At 69.5% G+C, this 18,577-nt stretch carries 20 protein-coding genes; 10 read left to right on the top strand and 10 right to left on the bottom strand.

Features of this window, described 5'->3' with window-relative positions:
* Positions 1-3: 3 nt before the first annotated feature.
* Both AB1I47_RS14290 and AB1I47_RS14285 read right to left on the bottom strand, forming a co-directional pair.
* Positions 4-855, bottom strand: a complete 852-nt coding sequence (locus AB1I47_RS14290) for an IclR family transcriptional regulator (protein ID WP_354684400.1) — start codon at positions 853-855, stop codon at positions 4-6.
* A complete protein-coding gene (locus AB1I47_RS14285; RefSeq protein ID WP_354684399.1) occupies positions 852-1,685 on the bottom strand; it encodes an IclR family transcriptional regulator in 834 nt (277 codons plus the stop codon). Before AB1I47_RS14285 ends, AB1I47_RS14290 begins: the two co-directional genes overlap by 4 nt.
* A gap of 338 nt (positions 1,686-2,023) precedes the next feature.
* Here AB1I47_RS14285 and AB1I47_RS14280 point away from each other — a divergent pair, with 338 nt between their 5' ends.
* From AB1I47_RS14280 to AB1I47_RS14265, 4 genes are all read left to right on the top strand, one after another.
* Entirely contained in the window at positions 2,024-2,983 is a 960-nt protein-coding gene (locus AB1I47_RS14280) for an MBL fold metallo-hydrolase (RefSeq protein ID WP_354684398.1), read from the top strand.
* A gap of 49 nt (positions 2,984-3,032) precedes the next feature.
* A complete protein-coding gene (locus tag AB1I47_RS14275) occupies positions 3,033-4,763 on the top strand; it encodes an FAD-dependent oxidoreductase (RefSeq protein ID WP_354684397.1) in 1,731 nt (576 codons plus the stop codon).
* A gap of 38 nt (positions 4,764-4,801) precedes the next feature.
* Complete coding sequence (locus tag AB1I47_RS14270; protein WP_354684396.1) at positions 4,802-5,026, top strand: DUF2783 domain-containing protein; 225 nt, start codon at positions 4,802-4,804, stop codon at positions 5,024-5,026.
* A gap of 144 nt (positions 5,027-5,170) precedes the next feature.
* Positions 5,171-6,514, top strand: a complete 1,344-nt coding sequence (locus AB1I47_RS14265; protein WP_354684395.1) for an MFS transporter — start codon at positions 5,171-5,173, stop codon at positions 6,512-6,514.
* Positions 6,515-6,570: 56 nt separating this feature from the next.
* Here the strand turns inward: AB1I47_RS14265 and AB1I47_RS14260 are convergent, their stop codons facing one another.
* Positions 6,571-6,879 (bottom strand): hypothetical protein, encoded by a 309-nt coding sequence (locus tag AB1I47_RS14260; protein ID WP_354684394.1) that lies wholly within the window; start codon positions 6,877-6,879, stop codon positions 6,571-6,573.
* 172 nt (positions 6,880-7,051) lie between these two features.
* Here AB1I47_RS14260 and AB1I47_RS14255 point away from each other — a divergent pair, with 172 nt between their 5' ends.
* Complete coding sequence (locus AB1I47_RS14255; protein WP_354684393.1) at positions 7,052-7,273, top strand: DUF2188 domain-containing protein; 222 nt, start codon at positions 7,052-7,054, stop codon at positions 7,271-7,273.
* 44 nt (positions 7,274-7,317) lie between these two features.
* Complete coding sequence (locus AB1I47_RS14250; RefSeq protein WP_354684392.1) at positions 7,318-8,685, top strand: erythromycin esterase family protein; 1,368 nt, start codon at positions 7,318-7,320, stop codon at positions 8,683-8,685.
* A gap of 85 nt (positions 8,686-8,770) precedes the next feature.
* Here AB1I47_RS14250 and AB1I47_RS14245 read toward each other — a convergent pair whose 3' ends face one another.
* The 4 genes from AB1I47_RS14245 to AB1I47_RS14230 form a co-directional block, all read right to left on the bottom strand.
* Entirely contained in the window at positions 8,771-9,088 is a 318-nt protein-coding gene (locus AB1I47_RS14245; RefSeq protein ID WP_354684391.1) for a hypothetical protein, read from the bottom strand.
* A 46-nt stretch (positions 9,089-9,134) separates the two neighbouring features.
* On the bottom strand, positions 9,135-9,413 hold the full coding sequence (locus AB1I47_RS14240; RefSeq protein ID WP_354684390.1) for a BON domain-containing protein: 279 nt from the start codon (positions 9,411-9,413) through the stop codon (positions 9,135-9,137).
* A gap of 12 nt (positions 9,414-9,425) precedes the next feature.
* Positions 9,426-9,899 (bottom strand): BON domain-containing protein, encoded by a 474-nt coding sequence (locus AB1I47_RS14235; RefSeq protein ID WP_407935841.1) that lies wholly within the window; start codon positions 9,897-9,899, stop codon positions 9,426-9,428.
* A gap of 122 nt (positions 9,900-10,021) precedes the next feature.
* Entirely contained in the window at positions 10,022-11,137 is a 1,116-nt protein-coding gene (locus AB1I47_RS14230) for a flavodoxin family protein (protein WP_354684388.1), read from the bottom strand.
* A 285-nt stretch (positions 11,138-11,422) separates the two neighbouring features.
* Between AB1I47_RS14230 and AB1I47_RS14225 the strand changes: the two genes are divergently transcribed.
* The 3 genes from AB1I47_RS14225 to AB1I47_RS14215 all read left to right on the top strand — a co-directional run bounded on the left by AB1I47_RS14225 (position 11,423) and on the right by AB1I47_RS14215 (position 13,107).
* Complete coding sequence (locus tag AB1I47_RS14225; RefSeq protein WP_354684387.1) at positions 11,423-12,073, top strand: DUF421 domain-containing protein; 651 nt, start codon at positions 11,423-11,425, stop codon at positions 12,071-12,073.
* Positions 12,070-12,660 carry a CinA family protein gene (locus AB1I47_RS14220; protein ID WP_354684386.1) on the top strand — a complete coding sequence of 197 codons (591 nt, stop codon included), beginning with the start codon at positions 12,070-12,072 and terminating at the stop codon, positions 12,658-12,660. The genes AB1I47_RS14225 and AB1I47_RS14220 overlap by 4 nt, the downstream gene beginning before the upstream one ends.
* Positions 12,661-12,768: 108 nt before the next feature.
* Positions 12,769-13,107, top strand: a complete 339-nt coding sequence (locus tag AB1I47_RS14215; protein ID WP_354684385.1) for a hypothetical protein — start codon at positions 12,769-12,771, stop codon at positions 13,105-13,107.
* An 84-nt stretch (positions 13,108-13,191) separates the two neighbouring features.
* Here AB1I47_RS14215 and AB1I47_RS14210 read toward each other — a convergent pair whose 3' ends face one another.
* The 3 genes from AB1I47_RS14210 to AB1I47_RS14200 all read right to left on the bottom strand — a co-directional run bounded on the left by AB1I47_RS14210 (position 13,192) and on the right by AB1I47_RS14200 (position 14,772).
* Positions 13,192-13,827, bottom strand: coding sequence for a diguanylate cyclase (locus AB1I47_RS14210; protein ID WP_354684384.1), 636 nt, complete (start codon positions 13,825-13,827; stop codon positions 13,192-13,194).
* A gap of 128 nt (positions 13,828-13,955) precedes the next feature.
* On the bottom strand, positions 13,956-14,408 hold the full coding sequence (locus AB1I47_RS14205; protein ID WP_354684383.1) for a PA2169 family four-helix-bundle protein: 453 nt from the start codon (positions 14,406-14,408) through the stop codon (positions 13,956-13,958).
* Between the two features lie 37 nt (positions 14,409-14,445).
* Entirely contained in the window at positions 14,446-14,772 is a 327-nt protein-coding gene (locus AB1I47_RS14200; protein WP_354684382.1) for a hypothetical protein, read from the bottom strand.
* Positions 14,773-15,135: 363 nt separating this feature from the next.
* Between AB1I47_RS14200 and AB1I47_RS14195 the strand changes: the two genes are divergently transcribed.
* Positions 15,136-18,555, top strand: a complete 3,420-nt coding sequence (locus AB1I47_RS14195) for an alpha-1,4-glucan--maltose-1-phosphate maltosyltransferase (RefSeq protein WP_354684381.1) — start codon at positions 15,136-15,138, stop codon at positions 18,553-18,555.
* Positions 18,556-18,577: the final 22 nt, after the last annotated feature.

Here is an 18,577-nt window from a genome sequence, read left to right as displayed (position 1 = left end):
CCCTTACAGGACCTTCAGCGCGCCGAAGCGCCACGACAGCCGCCGCGCCGCCTGCCGCACCAGCGCGGCGGTGGCGCCTTCGGTGCTGCTGTCGAAGCTGCCGCTCGACCCCATCACCGCGATCACCAGCGCCAGGCTGCCGGTATGGTCGAACACCGGCGCGGCCAGCGTGTCGATGCCGGGCACCGGGTGGCTGAGGGCATTGTCGAGCTGCGCGGCCCGCACGCGTGCCAGCCGCGCGGCATAGGCCGGCGCCAGCTTGCCGCCGGCCGCGAGGACTTCCGCGGACGCGGCGCCGGCCATGCGCGGCGCGTCCGATTCCAGCAACCCCGCCAGCACGTTCTCGGGAAGGTGCGCCGCCACGGTACGGCCGATGGCGGTATGGACCAGCGACAGCACCGTGCCCACGCGCAGGCTCACATGCTGCGGGCGCGCCGATTCCTCCAGGCGTACCACCGTCGGCCCCAGCGGGCCCAGCACCGCCATCGCCACGCTCAGGCCGGTGGCGCCGGCCAGCTCCGCCACCTCCGGTTCCGCCTCGCGCGTCGGCGACAGCCGCTGCAGCGCGATCAGTCCCAGCTCCAGCCCCAGGGGCCCGCACAGGTAGTTGCCCGCGGCGTCGCGCGCCAGCAGGCCGATCTTCTGCAGGCTGACCAGGTGGGGGAAGGCCTTGGCGGCGGGCATGCCGGCGGCCAGCGCCAGGTCGCGCAGTGCCAGCGGCTTGCCGGCGGCTACCAGAGCGGCCAGCAGCTGCCCGGTGCTGTCGAGCGACTGGACGCCGCGCTGCGGCTTGCCGGCCTCCGTGTCGCTGTCGGCGGTCCGGGACACTGGTGCGGTGGGATTTTTCGCAGTCATGCGAGGCGGTCCTGTTGCTGCTGCAACGCGGCGCCGATGTCCGCGGCAGCCTGTTGCAGCGCCTGCGCGGCCGGGCCGCGCCAGTCGACGTCGATTGCGCCGGTGGAGCCCACCAGCGTCAGCGCCAGCCGCAACGCGCCGGTGGCGTCCAGCACCGGCACGCTGAGGCTGCTGACCGCCGGACTGGGCGTGTCGATGCTGCGCTCGATGCCGCGCTCGCGGATCGCCTGCAGCGACGCGTTAAAGCTGGCCAGGTCCGCTTCGGTGGCTCCCGGCTGCTGCGCGCGCCACAGCGGCTGCCATTGGTCTTCTGGCTGGAAGGCGCAGAACACGCGCCCGGTGGCCGTGGCCGCCAGCGCCATCACCGTGCCCACATGCAGGTTCACATGCAGCGGCGCGCTCGCCGGCACATAGCGCACGATGGTCGGCCCCTGCGGCCCCGCAATGCTGATCGCTACGCTGAAGCCGGACGCCTGCGCCAGCGCATCGACGCGCGGCTGCGCGGCGCGGTAGGCCGGGTCCTGTTCCAGGTGCAACATGCCAAGCTGCAGCGACAGCGGCCCGGGTTCGTAGCGGCCCGACAAGTGGTCGCGCTTGATCAGGCCCAGCCGTGTCAGGCTGACCAGGTAGGCGTGTGCCTGCGCCGGCGCCAGTTGCGCGGCCTCGGCCAGCGCCGCCAGCGGCATCGGCGCACGCGCCGCGGCCAGCGCAGCCAGCAGGCGCCCGCCCACCTCCACGCTCTGGATGCCGCGCTGTGCCTTGTCGGCAAGGGGGGCGCTCTCGCTTCCCTCGCCTGCGGTAGTGGCTGTCCCCGCCTTGCGCCTGGCCATTGCCATCCTGTGTGATCGGAAAACCCGGATATTAATCGAACGTGGGCCGGACGCCGCCTGCGCAGGAACGACGGCGCGGGTGGGTGCGGGTTTACCCGCACTCACAAGTGCTACGCTGATGCCTGCTGCCTCACCCACGCTTTATTTGCCATAGGCTAACGATTTAGCTATTGATTAATTTTCCAACGTTTCCTAAGATTGCACTACCCCGTCGCACCACGTCGTGAGACACCCATAGAAACGGGGGCGAGACAGCCGGCGCGGCACTGCCCCGCGTGCCACCGCACCACACCGCATGCCCGTGGCCGTCTTGCCCTCCCCACACAAAGGAAGACGCCATGTCCAAGGCATTCGCTTCGCAAGCTGATCTGGAAGAAAAGCAGATCACCTTTACCCAACTCTCCGAGAACGCCTGGGCCTATACCGCCGAAGGCGATCCCAACTCGGGCGTGATCATCGGCGACGACGGCGTGCTGATCGTCGACACCACCGCCACCCCGGCGATGGCGCAGGACCTGATCGCCCGCATCCGCACCATCACCGACAAGCCGATCAAGTACGTGGTGCTGTCGCACTACCACGCGGTACGCGTGCTCGGCGCGTCGGCCTACTTCGCCGAAGGCGCGCAGCAGATCATCGCCAGCCGCGGCACCTGGGAAATGATCGTCGAACGCGGCGAGGCCGACATGAAGTCCGAGATCGAGCGCTTCCCGCGCCTGTTCGCCGGCGTCGAGACCGTGCCCGGCCTGACCTGGCCGACGCTGGTGTTCGAGAAGGAAATCACGCTGTTCCTGGGCAAGCTGGAAGTGCGCATCGCCCACCTGGGCTCGGGCCACACCAAGGGCGACACCGTGGTCTGGCTGCCGCAGCAGAAGGTGCTGTTCTCCGGCGACCTGGTCGAATACGACGCCGCCTGCTACTGCGGCGACGCCCAGCTCGAGGACTGGCCGGCCACGCTGGACGCGCTGCAGGCGCTCGGCGCGGAAAGGCTGGTGCCCGGCCGCGGCCCCGCGCTGACCACACCCGAAGCCGTCAAGCAAGGCATCGCCTACACCAAGGACTTCGTCACCACGCTGTTCCAGGCCGGCAAGGAAGCCGTGGCCGAGAAGCTCGACCTGAAGGCCGCGATGGCCCATACCCGCCGCGCGATGGACCCCAAGTTCGGCCACGTCTTCATCTACGAGCACTGCCTGCCCTTCGACGTCTCGCGCGCCTATGACGAGGCCAGCGGCATCCGCCACCCGCGCATCTGGACCGCGCAGCGCGACAAGGAAATGTGGGCCGCGCTGCAGGACTGACCAACAGAACAACAAAGTCGGGAAACAAGCTTTGGATGGAGACACAGGCATGAGCAGCATCGACTACCAGCGGCTGTCATTCGAGTACAAACCCTGCGCGGAACAATCGGCAACGGCCGACCCGGCCACGCATCCGGTGGTCGTGGTCGGGGCCGGGCCGATCGGCCTGGCCACCGCCATCGACCTGGCCCAGCGCGGCGTGCGCGTGGTGCTGGTCGACGACGATTGCACGCTGTCCACCGGTTCGCGCGCGATCTGTTTTGCCAAGCGCACGCTGGATATCTTTGACCGGCTCGGCTGCGGCGAGCGCATGGTCGACAAGGGCGTGAGCTGGAATGTCGGCAAGGTGTTCCTGCGCGACCAGCAGGTGTACAGCTTCGACCTGCTGCCCGAAAGCGGCCACCGCCGCCCGGCATTCATCAACCTGCAGCAGTACTACGTCGAGGGCTACCTGCTGGAGCGCGCGCAGGCGCTGCCCAATATCGAGATCCGCTGGCACAACAAGGTGGTTGGGCTCGAGCAGCGCCAGGCTGGCACGCCTGAGGCCAGCGTGGCGCTGACCGTCGAGACGCCTGGCGGCTGCTATCCGCTGGCGGCGCGCTACGTGGTCGCCGCGGACGGGTCGCGCAGCCCGATGCGCAAGCTGCTGGGGCTGGACAGCAAGGGGCGCACCTTCCGCGACCGCTTCCTGATCGCCGACGTGAAGATGGAAGCGGACTTCCCCACCGAGCGCTGGTTCTGGTTCGACCCGCCCTTCCATCCCAACCAGTCGGTGCTGCTGCACCGCCAGCCCGACAATGTCTGGCGCATCGACTTCCAGCTCGGCTGGGATGCCGACCCGGTGCTGGAGAAGTCGCCCGAGCGCGTGATCCCCCGCGTGCAGGCGCTGCTGGGCAAGGACGTGAAGTTCGAGCTGGAATGGGTCAGCGTGTACACGTTCGCATGCCTGCGCATGGACAGTTTCCGCCACGGCAATATCCTGTTCGCCGGCGACTCGGCGCACGGCGTGTCGCCGTTCGGCGCGCGCGGCGCCAACAGCGGCGTGCAGGATGCCGAGAACCTGGCGTGGAAGCTGGCCTATGTGCTGCAGGGGCGTGCCGCCGATACGCTGCTGGACACCTACGCCAGCGAGCGTGAATACGCCGCTGACGAGAACATCCTCAATTCGACCCGGGCCACCGACTTCATCACGCCCAAGAGCGCGGTCAGCCGCGTCTTCCGCGATGCGGTGCTGACGCTGTCGAAGCGGCACGCATTTGCGCGCGGGCTGGTCAACAGCGGGCGGCTGTCGGTGCCGGCGGTGCTGCATGGCTCGCCGCTCAATACCAGCGACGATGCCGGGGACTATGCCGGCAACATGGTGCCCGGTGCGGTCTGCGCCGATGCGCCGGTATCCGGCGCGCAGGGTGCGGGCTGGCTGCTGTCGCACCTGGGCGGCGATTTCACCGTGCTGCGGTTCGGCAATCCCGATGCGATCGATGCCGGCACGCTGGCCGACCTGGCCGCGCTGAAGGACAGTGGCGTGCCGCTGCGGCTGGTCTACATCACCGACGCGGCGCAGCCGTTGATCACCTGCAGCAATGCCACCGTGCTGCGCGACGACCAGGGCCTGGCCGCCGCGCGCTACGGCGCCACGCCCGGCACCTGCTACCTGGTCCGCCCGGACCAGCATGTCTGTGCCCGCTGGCGCCGTGCCGATCCCGTGGCGATCCGCGCCGCGCTGGCGCGCGCCACCGGCGCCGACCTGCGCACGCCGGAGCCCGGCCGCATGGCCGCCTGACACGCGCCAGACCAGCAACGCACAGCAAAGACCTCCCCATGCCCAATACGCTCAACACCCAGCCCAACCTGGCGCGCCCGGACGACTTCTACGAAGCGCTGATCGAGATGCACCGCGACCTCGACGAAGCGCAGAGCCAGGCCGCCAACGCGCAGCTGATCCTGCTGCTGGCCAACCATATCGGCGACCACGACGTGCTGCTGGCCGCGCTGCAGGCCGCGCGCGAAGGCGTGGCCGACATGCCTGCCGCCACGCCAGCCTGACCTGATTGCAGGCGCGGCCATGCCGCGCCTGCCGAACTCTTTCCCCGAAACACCCCCCGGCCAACGCGCACAAGACGCGTCCCGGACTGGCGGCACCCACTGGCTGCCCGCCGCCGCAGCCGCCACCGTACGGAGACAACGTTCATGAGCCATCCGGTCTCAGGGGACCTTTCGTCCCTAAATCCCCTAGCGTCCCCCACCCTTGCCGCGCACGCTGAAGACGCGCTCTACCGCAAGGTCTGGCTGCGCATCATCCCGTTCCTGTTCGTCTGCTACGTGGTCTCGTTCCTGGACCGCATCAACATCGGCTTTGCGCAGTTGCAGATGAAGCAGGACCTTGGCTTCAGCGATGCCATGTATGGCCTGGGCGCCGCGGTGTTCTACGTCGGCTACGTGCTGTGCGAAGTCCCCAGCAATATGCTGCTGGCGCGCTTCGGCGCACGGCGCACCTTTACCCGCATCATGGTGCTGTGGGGCATTGCCTCGGTGGCGATGATGGCGGTATCGACGCCCGCGCAGTTCTACACGCTGCGCTTCCTGCTGGGCGTATTCGAGGCCGGCTTCTTTCCCGGCATCGTGCTCTACCTGACCTACTGGTTCCCGGCGCGGCGCCGCGCCGCGGTGATGGCGATCTTCTTTGCCGGCGTGGCGGTGGCAGGCGTGCTGGGCGGGCTGGTCTCGGGCTGGATCATGCGCGACATGGCCGGCGTGCTCGGCCTGCAGGGGTGGAAGTGGATGTTTGCGATCGAGGGCGCACCCGCGGTGCTGCTCGGGCTGGTGGCGGCGCGCTGCCTGGTCGATGGCCCGCAGCAGGCGAGCTGGCTCAATGAGAGCGAACGCGCCCACCTGGCGCGAGCCACCTCCGCCGAGGCGCGTGCCGGCGGCCATTCGCTCGAGGCGCTGCGGCAGGTGCTGCGCAACCCGCGCGTGTACCTGTTCGCCTTTATCTACTTCTCGTTGACCTGTGGCTCGCTGGCGCTGAGTTTCTGTATGCCGCTGATGATCCGCGACTTCGGCATCACCGACGTGATGTCGGTCAGCCTGTATTCGGTGGTGCCCAATGCGGTGGGCGCGGTCGGGCTGATCCTGATCGCACGGCACTCGGATCGCACCGGCGAACGCCATCGGCATTTCCTGCTGTGCACCGCGGGCGGCGCGCTGGCGCTGGTGGCGCTGACGCTGCACCTGCCGAGCCTGGCGGCGATGCTGGCGATCCTGTCGGTGGCGGCGGTACTGATCTTCGCGGCGCTGCCGGTGTTCTGGTCGCTGCCGCCCAGCTACCTGCCGGGCGCTGGCGCAGCGGCGGGCATCGCCTTTATCAGCAGCATCGGCATCACCAGCGGCATCGTCAGCCCGTGGATGATCGGGCAGATCAAGACCCAGACCGGCAGCATGGACAACGCGCTGTACCTGCTGGCGGCGCTGCTGCTGGCGAGCGGCCTGGCCATGTGGCTGGGCGTGCCAAGGCAGTCCGCGCGGCAGGCCTGAAGCCCGCCGCGGGCCTTGTCGAAACGGGGATGGCCGCACCCGCCCGGGTGCGGTCTTCAGTGGGACCGGCCGCAGGGGATGACGGAAGCAATTTCCTCGCGCATCACCTCGACCACATCGTCTATCTCCAGCCCTTCGGCCGTCACCAGCACATCCTGGCCGCGCCCGATGGCGTAGACCACGCCGCGCCAGCGGCCGGGCTCGACGGCTTCGCACAGGCGGATATTGAACTCGGTGTCCTGATCCTGGCTATAAACGGTCACCAGGTCGCCAACCTGCGGGGCTCTCACTGATTCTCCGTCGAACGCCCGGGCCACAATGGTCACCGGCGACTGCGTCAGCCCCCTGGCAAATCTTGCACGCATGGTCCGCTCCTCTTTTTGCGATCCAAGTCCAGCTTACAAGAGGCGGCACAAATAACCAGAACTTTCCATCAGAAAGTCGGGCTTGCTGCCCTTGCGCTTGTCAGACGCCGCCGGATAGACAACGCCTGTACGTGCGCCACAATGAAAGCATCCCTTATCCCGGAGACCGCAAATGGGCAGCAACCTACACGTCGTGCCGCACCAGGATGGCTGGGATGTCATCCACGAAGGCGCGCGCTATGCGGAATCTCACCATGCCACGCAGGAAGAAGCGATCGCGGCCGGCACCACCAAGGCACGGCGCGAACGCGTCGAACTGCTGATCCACGGCCGCGACGGCCAGATCCGCTCGCGCAACAGCTTCGGTCACGACCCGCGCGCCGTGGCGGGCTGAAGTCCGCCGAGCGGTAGTCTCGCCGCGCCTGATACGGCGACAACATGCCTGCCAGCCGGGCTGACCTGCACGCCGCGGCGGCGCTTGCCGCCGCGGCGATTCCCCTTCCGGCCACCGATGACGTGGCCGAAAGTCCTTTTAGCGGTCCCTTTGCGAGCGCGCTGGCGGTCCAGGCGGATGCGCTTGCCGCGCACCGCGTGGTGCTGCTTGGCGAAAGCAGCCACGGCACCGCCGAGTTCTATCACGCCCGCGCCGCACTGACGGCGCATCTGGTGGCGCGCCATGGCTTTCGCATCGTCGCGGTCGAAGCCGACTGGCCCGATGCCGCCGCCGTGGACCGGCACGTGCGCGGCCGCCCTGCGCTGCCGGCCGAATCTCCGGGTGAGGCCTTCACCCGTTTTCCGGTCTGGATGTGGCGCAACCTGGAGGTCGCGCGCTTTATCCGCTGGCTGCGCGCGCACAACGACACGCTGCCGCCTGACCGGCGCACGGGGTTCTTCGGGCTGGATATCTACAGCCTGCGCGCGTCCATCGCGGCGGTGCTGGCCTATCTGGAAGGCGTCGATCCGGAAGCCGCGCGCGAAGCGCGCGAGCGCTACGCCTGCCTGGAGCCCTGGGGCCGCGATCCTGCGCGCTACGGCCGGGCGGTGCTGCACGGCACGCACGAGGACTGCGAAGACGCCGTGGTCGAACAACTGCAGGCGCTGCTCGGCATGCGCCTGGCCTATGCCCGCGACGGGCATGACGAGTTTCTCGACGCCACGCAGAATGCGCGGCTGGTGGCGTCGGCCGAGCGCTACTACCGCGTGATGTACCACGGCAGCGACGATAGCTGGAACCTGCGCGACACCCATATGTTTGAAACGCTGGAACAGCTGCTGCAAGTGCAGGGGCCACAGTCGCGCGCGGTGGTGTGGGCGCATAACTCGCATATCGGGGATGCGTCGAAGACCGAGATGGGCACGGCCCAGGGGCAGCTCAATATCGGCCAGCTCTGCCGGGAGACCTTTGGCGATGCGGCCGCGCTGGTAGGCATGAGCACCTACGACGGCACCGTGGCCGCCGCGACGTGGTGGGATGGGCCCATGGAGGTCAAGACGGTGCGTCCGGCACGCCCGGACAGCTACGAGCACCTGTTCCACCTGGCCGGCCACCAGCAGTGCTGGCTCGACCTGCGCGGTGCGCGCAGTGCTGCGCTGGACGATGTGCGCAAGGTGTTGATGCCGGCGCGGCAGGAGCGCTTTATCGGCGTGATCTACCAGCCGGAGACGGAGTTGCAGAGCCACTATGCGCGGGCGGTGCTGCCGCGGCAGTTTGATGCGGTGGTCTGGTTTGACAGGACCAGGGCGGTGCCGGCGTTGCCGGAGAGGCCGGCGGCGGGAGCGCCGGAGATGTGGCCCTATGGGCTTTGAACGTCAGGCTTGCAGCGTATCGCCATCCCGCCTGGCTGCCCTCCCCGCGCGCGGGAGAGGGGCGAAACCCCGCAGCGGTGAAAACTCACTTCCGCGACTTCGGCGCCTTAGGCTCCGACGCAGGGTAGTCATACCGCTGCGCCGACTGCGGCCCTTCGTTGAGCGCCGGTGACGCAGGCGTGGCGGGCGTGGCCGGCGTGGCCCGGGTACCCGCCCCGCCCGGCGTAGCCGGTGTCGCCGGCGTGGCAGGCGTCGCGCGTCGCGTATCCCCCTGCCCCGGTAACACATCCGATGCCGCCGATCCCGGCGCGCGCGTGTCCAGGCCAGGACGCGATGTAGAAGTCTGGGCCCAGGCCGATGCGCTCAGCAGTGCAGCCAGCGCAAGCATTGCGATGTGCTTCATGGCAATCTCCTTTTCAAGAACGCGTGCAGAGGCGGATCCCATGCCATCAGCCGCCGGTGCGGTCCGGCGCGACCCGGATGCGGTTGACGACGTCACTCACGCCGGCGCAGCCGCGCACGCAGGCCTCGATCTTGTCGCGATCGGCCGCGGTGCCGATGGCGCCGTCCAGCGTGACGCGCCCCTGTGCCACGCGCAGCGATACCTCGCTCACATCCAGGCCGGCGTCCCACAGGCGCTCGCACAGCGCGGCCTGCAGCGCCGCGTCCGCCTGCGTGGTGCTGCCCGGCGCGCTGGCACCGTTCTGGCTCGTCGATGGATCTGGCATGCCGGTGCTCATTCAGTACACCTGCGTGCCGCGCCGCGGCACGCGCAGGTGGTTGGCGACTTCCTGCACGCCGTAGACCTCGTCGGCGATATCCTCGATGCGGTACTTCTGCTGCCGCTCAGGCACGCTGCCTTCCAGTGTCACAACGCCCTGGTCGACCCTTACCTCTACCTCGTTCAGGTCCAGCCGCGCGTTGCGCGTCAGTTGCTCGCACAGGTCTTCGAGGATGCGTTCGTCCGTGCGCTGGTAGTTGCGCGGGCCCACCGGCCGCGCGCGTTGCGGACCGCTGTGGTACAGGCCCATGCGCTCGTTGAAGCCGGTGAACTGCCGGTACGGGTCGGCAACGCCCTGGGTCCCGCGTTGCGTCCCCCTTGGCGCTTCGTCGTAGGGCCCGCGCCGCCGCGTGCGCGCCATGTCGAATTCGCCCGGATCGACCGGCTCGTCATAGTCGTAGACGCCATAGGCGCCCACGTAGTGGCTGCGCATATCGGTTTCGGGCACCGCGCTCTCGTGCCAGGGCTCACCGCGCCAGTTGTTGCTCCAGTCCTGGCGCCGGTCGCCTCGTCGCTCATCCCTGCGGTCCATCGCTGACTCCCCTGAGGTTGGTATTACTTCTGCCGCGGCGGCACCAGCTCGCGGTCCGGCGCGCGCAGCTCACCCGCGCGCAACTGCCGCACCGCGCACGCCAGCGCCCGCGCCACGTTGTCCACTTCCGCCTGCACGCCGGTGTCTTCATCCAGCGCCACATGGCTGGTGGCGTAAGGCTTGTAGTAGCCGATAAAGCGATCGAGCCGCGCCTGCGCGCCCGCATCGATCAGCCCCATCCAGTCCAGCCAGTCGGACAGCGCGCGGCGCACCCCCTCGATACCGGCGACGTCGCCGTGCACCACCAGCCCATAGGCGCGGCCCGACAGGTGCTTGGGATAGTCCCAGCCCGCCAGCTCCAGCTTCTTGGCGCGCACCACATCCTTGCCCTGCGTACTGGTCGGATCGGGGTTGCCGCCGTCGGCGCACACGAGCCGGTCCATCATCAGCTTGAGCGGGCTGGTGACCTGATACCAGTACACCGGCGTCACGATCAGCACGCCATGGCAGCCGGCCCAGCGCGGGTAGATATCGTTCATCCAGTCATTGACCTGCCCCAGCGCATGGTTGGGATAGCAGCTACACGGCCAGTGGCACAGCGGCATCGACGTCGATACGCAGCCCTTGCACGGGAAGATGCGCAGGTCCGCATCCGACGTGAGGTGGCTCAGGTCGAGCACATCGACCTCCATGCCGTCCGCTTCAAGCTGTTGCCGCGCGCGCTCGGAGAGTCGCCAGGACTTGGACATCTCGCCCGGACAGGTGTAGTCATTGCGCGCGGCCGAGCACACCAGCAGCACGCGCGACGGTGTGGCGGGATCCGCCTGGCGCTGCTGCGCGGCGGCGATGGCTTCGCTGGCGGCGCGCCATTCGTCGGACAGTTCGTAGGCGGGGTCGGCATAGCCGGGCCCGGCCTTGCGCTTGAGCGGCGCCTTGCGTCCTTGCTGATAAGCGTCCCAGGCGATGCACTCGAGCCGCTCCAGCGCGTCGTCCTCCTGCCGGTAGGCAGGATCCGTGAAACGCGCCAGGAAGCGCTGGCGGAAGGTTTCGCGCGGCAGCGGGCTGGTGACCTGCCCCTTGCGGACATCGGTGGGATCGCCGGGATGGGCCTGTCCTGACTTGGGCGCCTGCTCGGGCATGACTGTCTCCATACATCCTGGTTGCCCGATCGCATGCAAGATGGACGCCATCGCGGCGCGGCGCCGGGCGCTGCTGTGGCGGCGGCGGCGCAGCGCCCGCCCACGCAGCTTTTACAGGCGGCTGCCGGCGCTGCATGTACATTTTTCCCCGCTTGGCGCGCGCATGGCGCAAGCCATGGGGCCCGCGAAGCGCCTGTACGCCGCGTGCCGGGCAGCACGCCTGGCGTGGCGGCGCTGGCACGGAACCTGCCGCCGCTGCCATCAAATCCACCCCGGGGTGCCGTCATGGACATCATGGAAGTCCTGGTCGATGCGATGCACAACCTCGTTGGCGAAGGCGATGACCTGGCCTGGTGGCAGGGCGCCGTGCGCGCCGCCATCATCTTCATTGCCACCTGGGCGATGCTGCGGCTGGCCGGGCGCCGCGCGTTCGCGCAGAAGACCTCGTTCGACCTGTGCATCGTGCTGCTGCTGGGCGCGGTGCTGTCGCGCGCGGTAGTCGGGGCGACCTCGTTTGCCGTGGCGTTTTCCGCCGCGCTGGCGCTGGTGCTGCTGCACCGCGCGGTGGGCTGGCTGTCGGGCCGCTACCCGGCCTTTGACCGCATCACCGGCGGCCATGCGCTGGACCTGCTGCGCCAGGGCGAGCTCGACCGCGAGCGCGTGAGCCGCGCGATGCTGACCGAAGAGGACCTGAAGGCCAACCTGCGCGCCACGCTGCAGACCGACAGTTTCGATGACCTGAGCCGCGTGGTGCTGGAGCGCGATGGCAAGGTGACGTTCGTGCGCGGGCGGACGGAACGCCAGAAACCGGAACGCGAAGAACCGGACCGCGACGCGCAGGCACGGCGCGGCACGATGCGGCCCCCCGCGCAGGGCGGGCATGCGGTGTCGCGCGGCAACGGCGTGCCGGTCCGCCATCCGGGCGCACGGCGATGACGCATCACGGCAGCGATAACCCGACCATCGCGCGCTACCTGCTGCGCCACGGCCTGCACGTGGTCACCGCGGAGTCATGTACCGCGGGGCTGATCGCCTCGCGCATCGCCGAGGTGCCGGGATGCGGCGCGGTGCTGCGCTGCGCGATCGTCGCGTATTCGCCGTGGGCCAAGGAAGAACTGCTGCACGTGCCGCCCGAAACCATCCGGCGGCACGGGCTGACCAGCGAGGAAGTGTCGCTGGCCATGGCGCTCGGCGCCATGCAGCTCACTGGTGCCGACCTGGCGATCGCCAATACCGGCGTTGCCGATGGCAGCGGCGACGGCGATACGCCCGCCGGCACGCAGTGCTTTGCCTGGGTGTTCCGCCGGCCGGGCCATGCCGCGCGCAACGTGCCCGACACCGCCGCGGGCGTTGCCGCCTACACCGAGACGCGGCGCTTTCCCGGCGAGCGCAACGCCGTGCGCGAGGCAGCCGCCGACTGGGCCCTGGCACGCATCTGCCATTACCACGAGCTGGCGCGGCGCGGCCAGGGCGCGACGCACCTGCGCCTGGTCGCACCCGGCGACGCGCCAACGCATCCATGAATCGCCGCCAATGCAGCGGCGCAACTGAATCGCCGGTCTGCCGAAACGGCGCACCGGCGTTACCAGGGCCCTGGGCCCGACCGACGTAGTCTTGCAATGGAGATCATCATGAAACGCACCCTCGCTACCACGGCACTGGTCGTCGGCACCGCGCTCTGCCTGCCGGCCTTCGCCCAACAGGCTCCGGTTTCGCCAACGGCGCCAAACCCCAGCGCACCGCCAGTCGAAGGCGCCGGCGCTTCGCGCAACCAGCCGGCTGCCACCGATATGAGCGCCTCGGCGCCCGGTGCCACCAAGGATACGGTGAAGAAGTCCAAGCAGAAGACCGGCAAGTCGAACACCGCGCGCAGCAAGAAGCCGCGCGAACAAGGCGCGCCGCCGGCACCGACCGCCGATGCACCGAGCGGCCCGAAGGGCGACTCGCCGGATCCGGCACCGAAGCAGTAACCCGGCAACAGCCGGGCACGGGGAGCGGCGCCACTGCGCGGACAGGCGCCTGCTGCCACGCGGCGTGCGCGGCGCGGACAGGACTTACTGGCCGCCGCCGCGCACGGCCCGCGTTGCCTGCGCCAGCGCGGCCTCGCGCTCGCGCCGGCGCCAGCGCACGCAGCGCCACAGCTCTTCCACATAAGGCAGGCCGGACAGCAGCACCACTGCGCCAAGCAGCCCGGCCAGATAGGCCGGCGGCAACGGTTCGGCTTTCAGCGCCAGCGCCATGCGCGCGGGCTCGCTGCCGAGTCCGAACAGGGCCAGGAACTGGCCCCAGTGCATCACCACCACATACGACGCCGCGGCCAGCGGCAGCACTTCGAGCAGGCTGTGCATATGCTGCTCGACCGGCGAGATATGGCGCCGGGTGCTGGCGTACTGCACGTCCCACCATGCCGTGGCTTCGTGGATCACCACGGCGGCCAGCATCACCCCGATCACCAGCGCATTGACCTCCAGGAACAGGACCAGCAGCAGCGGCAGCCCGACCTCGGCCAGCATCAGCATATGCAGCATCGATTCGCGGGCGCCGGCATTGCGCTCGATGTGGGTGACGCGATGGCACAGCCAGTCGCCCACGCCGGCCAGCAGCCATAGCGGCACCAGGCCGTACATCAGCACCAGGCGGGCGGCGTGCTCGAAGGCTTGCAGGTCTGCGGACGTGGCAGTGGTGGGCATGGCAGCTTTTGCGCGAAGACAGGAGCGGTGAAGGCATCCCGCAAGTTCAGTGCCCGCCGCGCGCTGCCCCGGTGTGGCATGCAAATCGTTCGAACCCTTGTAAATAGTTCGCCCCGCAGCCACGCCCCCTACAGCGTTGGCCGCGCGGTCCGGTACTGTTCGCGCAGCACGCGGAACAGCTCGTGGTTGACCTGCACGCCGCGATACTGCCGCCGCACCACCGCGCGCAGCCGCGAGCCCAGCACATGCGCGCGCAGCGCCCGCGCATAGCGCCGCTGCACCGCGTGTTCGCCCTTGCTGACCGCCTGCAGCAGGGCCCGGTCCGAGCGGTGCTTGCCGAGGCCCCTTCCCGCCGAGGCGGCCGACGCCGCGGGCACGCTGGGCGTCTGCGGCAGCTCGCCGAGATCGAGCAGGCAGGTCTGCAGCTCCTGCGCAGCCAGCGCAAATGCATTGGCCCGGCTGGTGAACAGCGACTTCAGATGCGGGTTGGTGGCGGCCATTGCCGCGCGGCGGCAAGAACGCTCGCCATCGCGCGAGGCCGCGATCAGTGCATTGAGAAGGAGGATCTTCTTCTTCGCCATGGCACACCTGTCCTGGTCCGTGGCCGGACCCGTGAAGTCATCGATCGGGACCGGCTGGCCGGTCAGACAAGGATAAACGCCGGTCCGCGGCGCCAGCCGCGGCAAACGCCCGCCGCGACGCGGCGAGCCACGCCTTGCGCGCCTCACGCATGCCGCGCAGGTTCATCACGATCAGCGCCAGTTGCAGCACGATCAACGCATAGGCATCGCCATGCCAGCCCCACGCGATCCACAGCACGTTGCTCGCCAGGAACGCCCAGAAACCCGCGCGCCGGCGCGCAATCGAACGCGAGCCCACCAGCCAGGTGGCGAGCACCGTCACCACCATCGCCGGCCACTGCGTTGCCTCCAGCCACCAGTCCATGTGCATGTCTCCGGCCCGCATTCAACGATCGCAGCTTGCGCCGGGGCGGCGACGTCCCGGCGGCTGCCAGCCAGCAAGGGCAAGAAACGTACCGGCCAATGCACCCCCTCCGGCCGGCAGCAGCGGGTCGGCGCGTTCTTTCCATCGGCAAGGCAGGAGCCGGTACTTTTTACAAGCGGATGCGCATGATGCACATCGCGCCATGCAGCGCATCCCCTTGAACCGTCTAGGGTTCTCCCGAATGGCGGGGCCATGGGGCGCGCTGGCACGCACTTCGCATGGCAGTGCCATCCCGCTGGCCCGGCCGCAAGGCCTCGCCGTGGGTTTTTTTGCTCCATTGGAGCGCCACACCGGGAGGACTTTGTGCGGATCTGCCAGATCGACCTGACCGGAACGCCCGACGCCGATGAACACGCGCTGCAACGCGTGGCGGCGCTGGGCTTCGACCATGTATTGATCGGCGGCTGGCCGCGCCTGCCCGGCGAGGACGCCCTCGCGGCGTGCGCCCGGCATGGGCTGGCCCCGCTGCTCGATATTTCACTGGATCGCTACACGCCTGACGGCGGCGATGGCGCAGTCGATCCGCGCTGGATCGACACCGCCGCGCCCGCGGCTGCGCCGCACGAGACCGACAACCACATCCCCGGCTCGCGCCTGCGCTGGCACGACCCGCATGTGGCCGAGCCGCTGGTGCAATGGTGGGCGGCCCACCTGCGCATGGCGTGGGCCGCCGGTGCCGCCGGCTTCTGCTGCCGTGCGCCGGCACGCGTGCCGGGCAGGTGGTGGAGCGCGCTGACCTCGACCCTGCGCGGCGATGCCGTGCCCGGGCAGGCGCGCGGCACGCCGCTGTTTCTCGCCTGGACGCCGGGGCTGACGCCCGCGCAACTGGACGACCTCGCGCCGGCAGGCTTCGATGCCGCCTTCTGCTCGCTGCCGTGGTGGGATTTCCGCAGCCCCTGGCTGACCGAGGAAATCGCACGGCTGCGCCGCTTTGGCCGGGTGCTGGCCGCGCCCGCGCTGACACCCGCACGCCAGGATGCGCTGAGCGCGCGGCGCGCATTGTGGACCGCCGCCGCCATCGGCGACGGCATCCTGGTGCCGGCCGGCTTCGAGACCGGCGGCGCGCTCGCGCGCGATCCGCTGACGCCGGACGGCGCGGCGCATGACGGCGCCCCGTACGATCTCACCCACGAACTGCTCGAGGCCAATACCTGGCTGGCCTCGCGCAACCCCGCGCCGGCGCTGTCGGTGCGGCTGCTGAGCGGTCCCGATGCGCCGCTGACGGTGCTGGCCAGGCTGCCCGCCCCCGATGGCGCCTGCGGCCTGCCGCGCGATGCCGGCGACGATACAGCACCCGGCTTGCCTGATGGCACCGCAGCGCTGGCCGTGGTGGTCAACCCCGATCCGGCGGCGCCCGGCACGCTGGGCGCGGACCGCGTGTTGAGCGCGCTGCCACATGCCAGCGCGCACCTGGAAGCCTCGCCGGGCGGCCCCGGCGGCACGATCGACGGCACCAGCCGCCTCGATGCGCTGGCCAGCATCACGCTGGCACCCGCCGATATCCGCCTCTATGAAGTGCCGCCGGTGCCGCTGACGCGCCCCGGCATGCCGCGCGCCGATGCGAGCGCGCCGCACGGCCACGAAACGCTGGCCGCGACCGGCCTGGGCAGCGTGGTGGCGGCGATGGAATCCCCGCGCATCGCCATCGAACACGTCGAGCCCTCCTGCGACGAGGGCCGCTTCGCGGTGCGGCGCATCGTGGGCGAACGCGTGACTGTCAGCGCCGACATCTGGATGGACGGTCACGACAAGCTCGCCGCGGCAGTGCTGTGGCGCGCGCCGGGCGAGACCGACTGGCATGAAGCACCGATGCACCATGTGGTCAACGACCGCTGGCATGGCAGCTTCCCGCTGGTGGCGCTGGGCCGGCATGAATTCACCGTCGAAGCCTGGCGCGACACCTTCGCGAGCTGGCTCGACGAGATCGGCAAGAAGCGCGCCGCCGGGCTGAACGTCGCGCTGGAAATCGAGGAAGGCGCGCGGCTGGTGGCCGATGCGCTGCTGCCGCCGGCCGGCAAGAACGGCAGGAGCAGCAAGAAAGGCAATGGCCGGAAGAACGGCGCCAGGGTGCCCGCGGGCGGCGCATTGTCCGCCCTCGTGGATGAACTGACCGCCGCGGCCGGCGACGACGAACGCCGGCTGGAGCTCCTGCTGTCGCCGCGCACTGCTGCCGCGATGCAGGCGGTGATGGCCACACCCGCCGGGCGCCCGTTCGCCTCGCGGCATCCGATGGCGATGCCGGTCGAGGCCGACCGCCTCGCGGCGCGCTACGCAAGCTGGTACGAGCTGTTCCCACGCTCGCAAAGCAACGACGAGAATCGCCACGGCACGTTCGACGACGTGATCGCCCGCCTGCCCGCGATCCGCGCGATGGGCTTCGACGTGCTCTACTTCCCGCCGATCCACCCGATCGGCCGCACCCATCGCAAGGGCCGCAACAACAGCCTGCGCAGCGAGCCGGACGACCCCGGCAGCCCCTACGCCATCGGCGGCGAGGAAGGCGGCCATGACGCGCTGCATCCCGAGCTGGGCACCTTCGACGACTTCCGCCGGTTGCGCGACGCCGCCGCGGGGTATGGGCTGGAGCTGGCGCTCGATTTCGCCATCCAGTGCTCGCCCGACCACCCGTGGCTGCGCGACCATCCGGAATGGTTCGCGCACCGTCCCGACGGCTCGCTGCGCTACGCCGAGAACCCGCCCAAGAAGTACGAGGACATCGTCAATGTCGACTTCTACGCCGCGCCGCCCGCCGGTGCCGCGCTGTGGCAGGCGCTGCGCGACGTGGTGATGTTCTGGGCCGACCAGGGCGTGCGCATCTTCCGCGTCGACAACCCGCACACCAAGCCGCTGCCGTTCTGGGAATGGATGATCGCGGACATACGCGCGCGCCACCCCGACACCATCTTCCTGGCCGAGGCGTTTACCCGGCCCAAGATGATGGCGCGCCTGGCCAAGCTGGGCTTTAGCCAGTCGTACACCTACTTCACCTGGCGCAACGCCAAGTGGGAGCTGACCGAGTACCTGAACGAGCTGACACAGAGCCCGCTGCGCGACTTCTTCCGCCCGCACTTCTTTGTCAACACGCCGGACATCAATCCCTACTTCCTGCACAACGGCGGCCGCCCCGCGTTCCTGATCCGCGCGGCGCTGGCCACGCTGCTGTCGGGGCTGTGGGGCATGTATAACGGGTTCGAGCTGTGCGAGAGCGCGCCGTTCGTGCTGGACGGCAAGGTGCGCGAGGAGTACCTCGACTCCGAGAAATACCAGCTGCGCGCGCGCGACTGGAACCAGCCCGGCAATATCGTCGCCGAGATCTCGCGCCTCAACGAGATCCGCGCCGGCCACCCGGCGCTGCAGAACCACCTGGGCCTGCGCTTCTATCACGCCACCAGCGATGCGGTGCTGTGGTTCGCGCGCTTCGTGCCAGGCACCGACTACCGCTTCGGCGACGACGTGCTGCTGGTCGCCATCAACCTGGACCCGCGCACCCCGCACGAGACCGATATCGAACTGCCGCTGTGGGAATGGGGCCTGTCCGACCATGCCCGCGTGTCGGTGCAGGACCTGATGCGCGGACAGCGCTTTGAACTGCGCGGCAAGCACCAGCGCATCCGGCTGGACCCGGCGCAGACGCCCTTCGTGGTCTGGCACGTACGGCCGCTGGAGCGGCCCGCGCCCCGCCCCGCCGCCGCCCCGGCCTCGACCGACCCGCACGGCGCCTGACAAAGGCACACGTGGAGACACG

The organism is Cupriavidus necator (genome assembly GCF_040578825.1).
In the GTDB taxonomy this organism is placed as follows: Bacteria; Pseudomonadota; Gammaproteobacteria; order Burkholderiales; family Burkholderiaceae; genus Cupriavidus; species Cupriavidus necator_E.
This window is presented reverse-complemented; position numbering and strand designations above follow the sequence as displayed.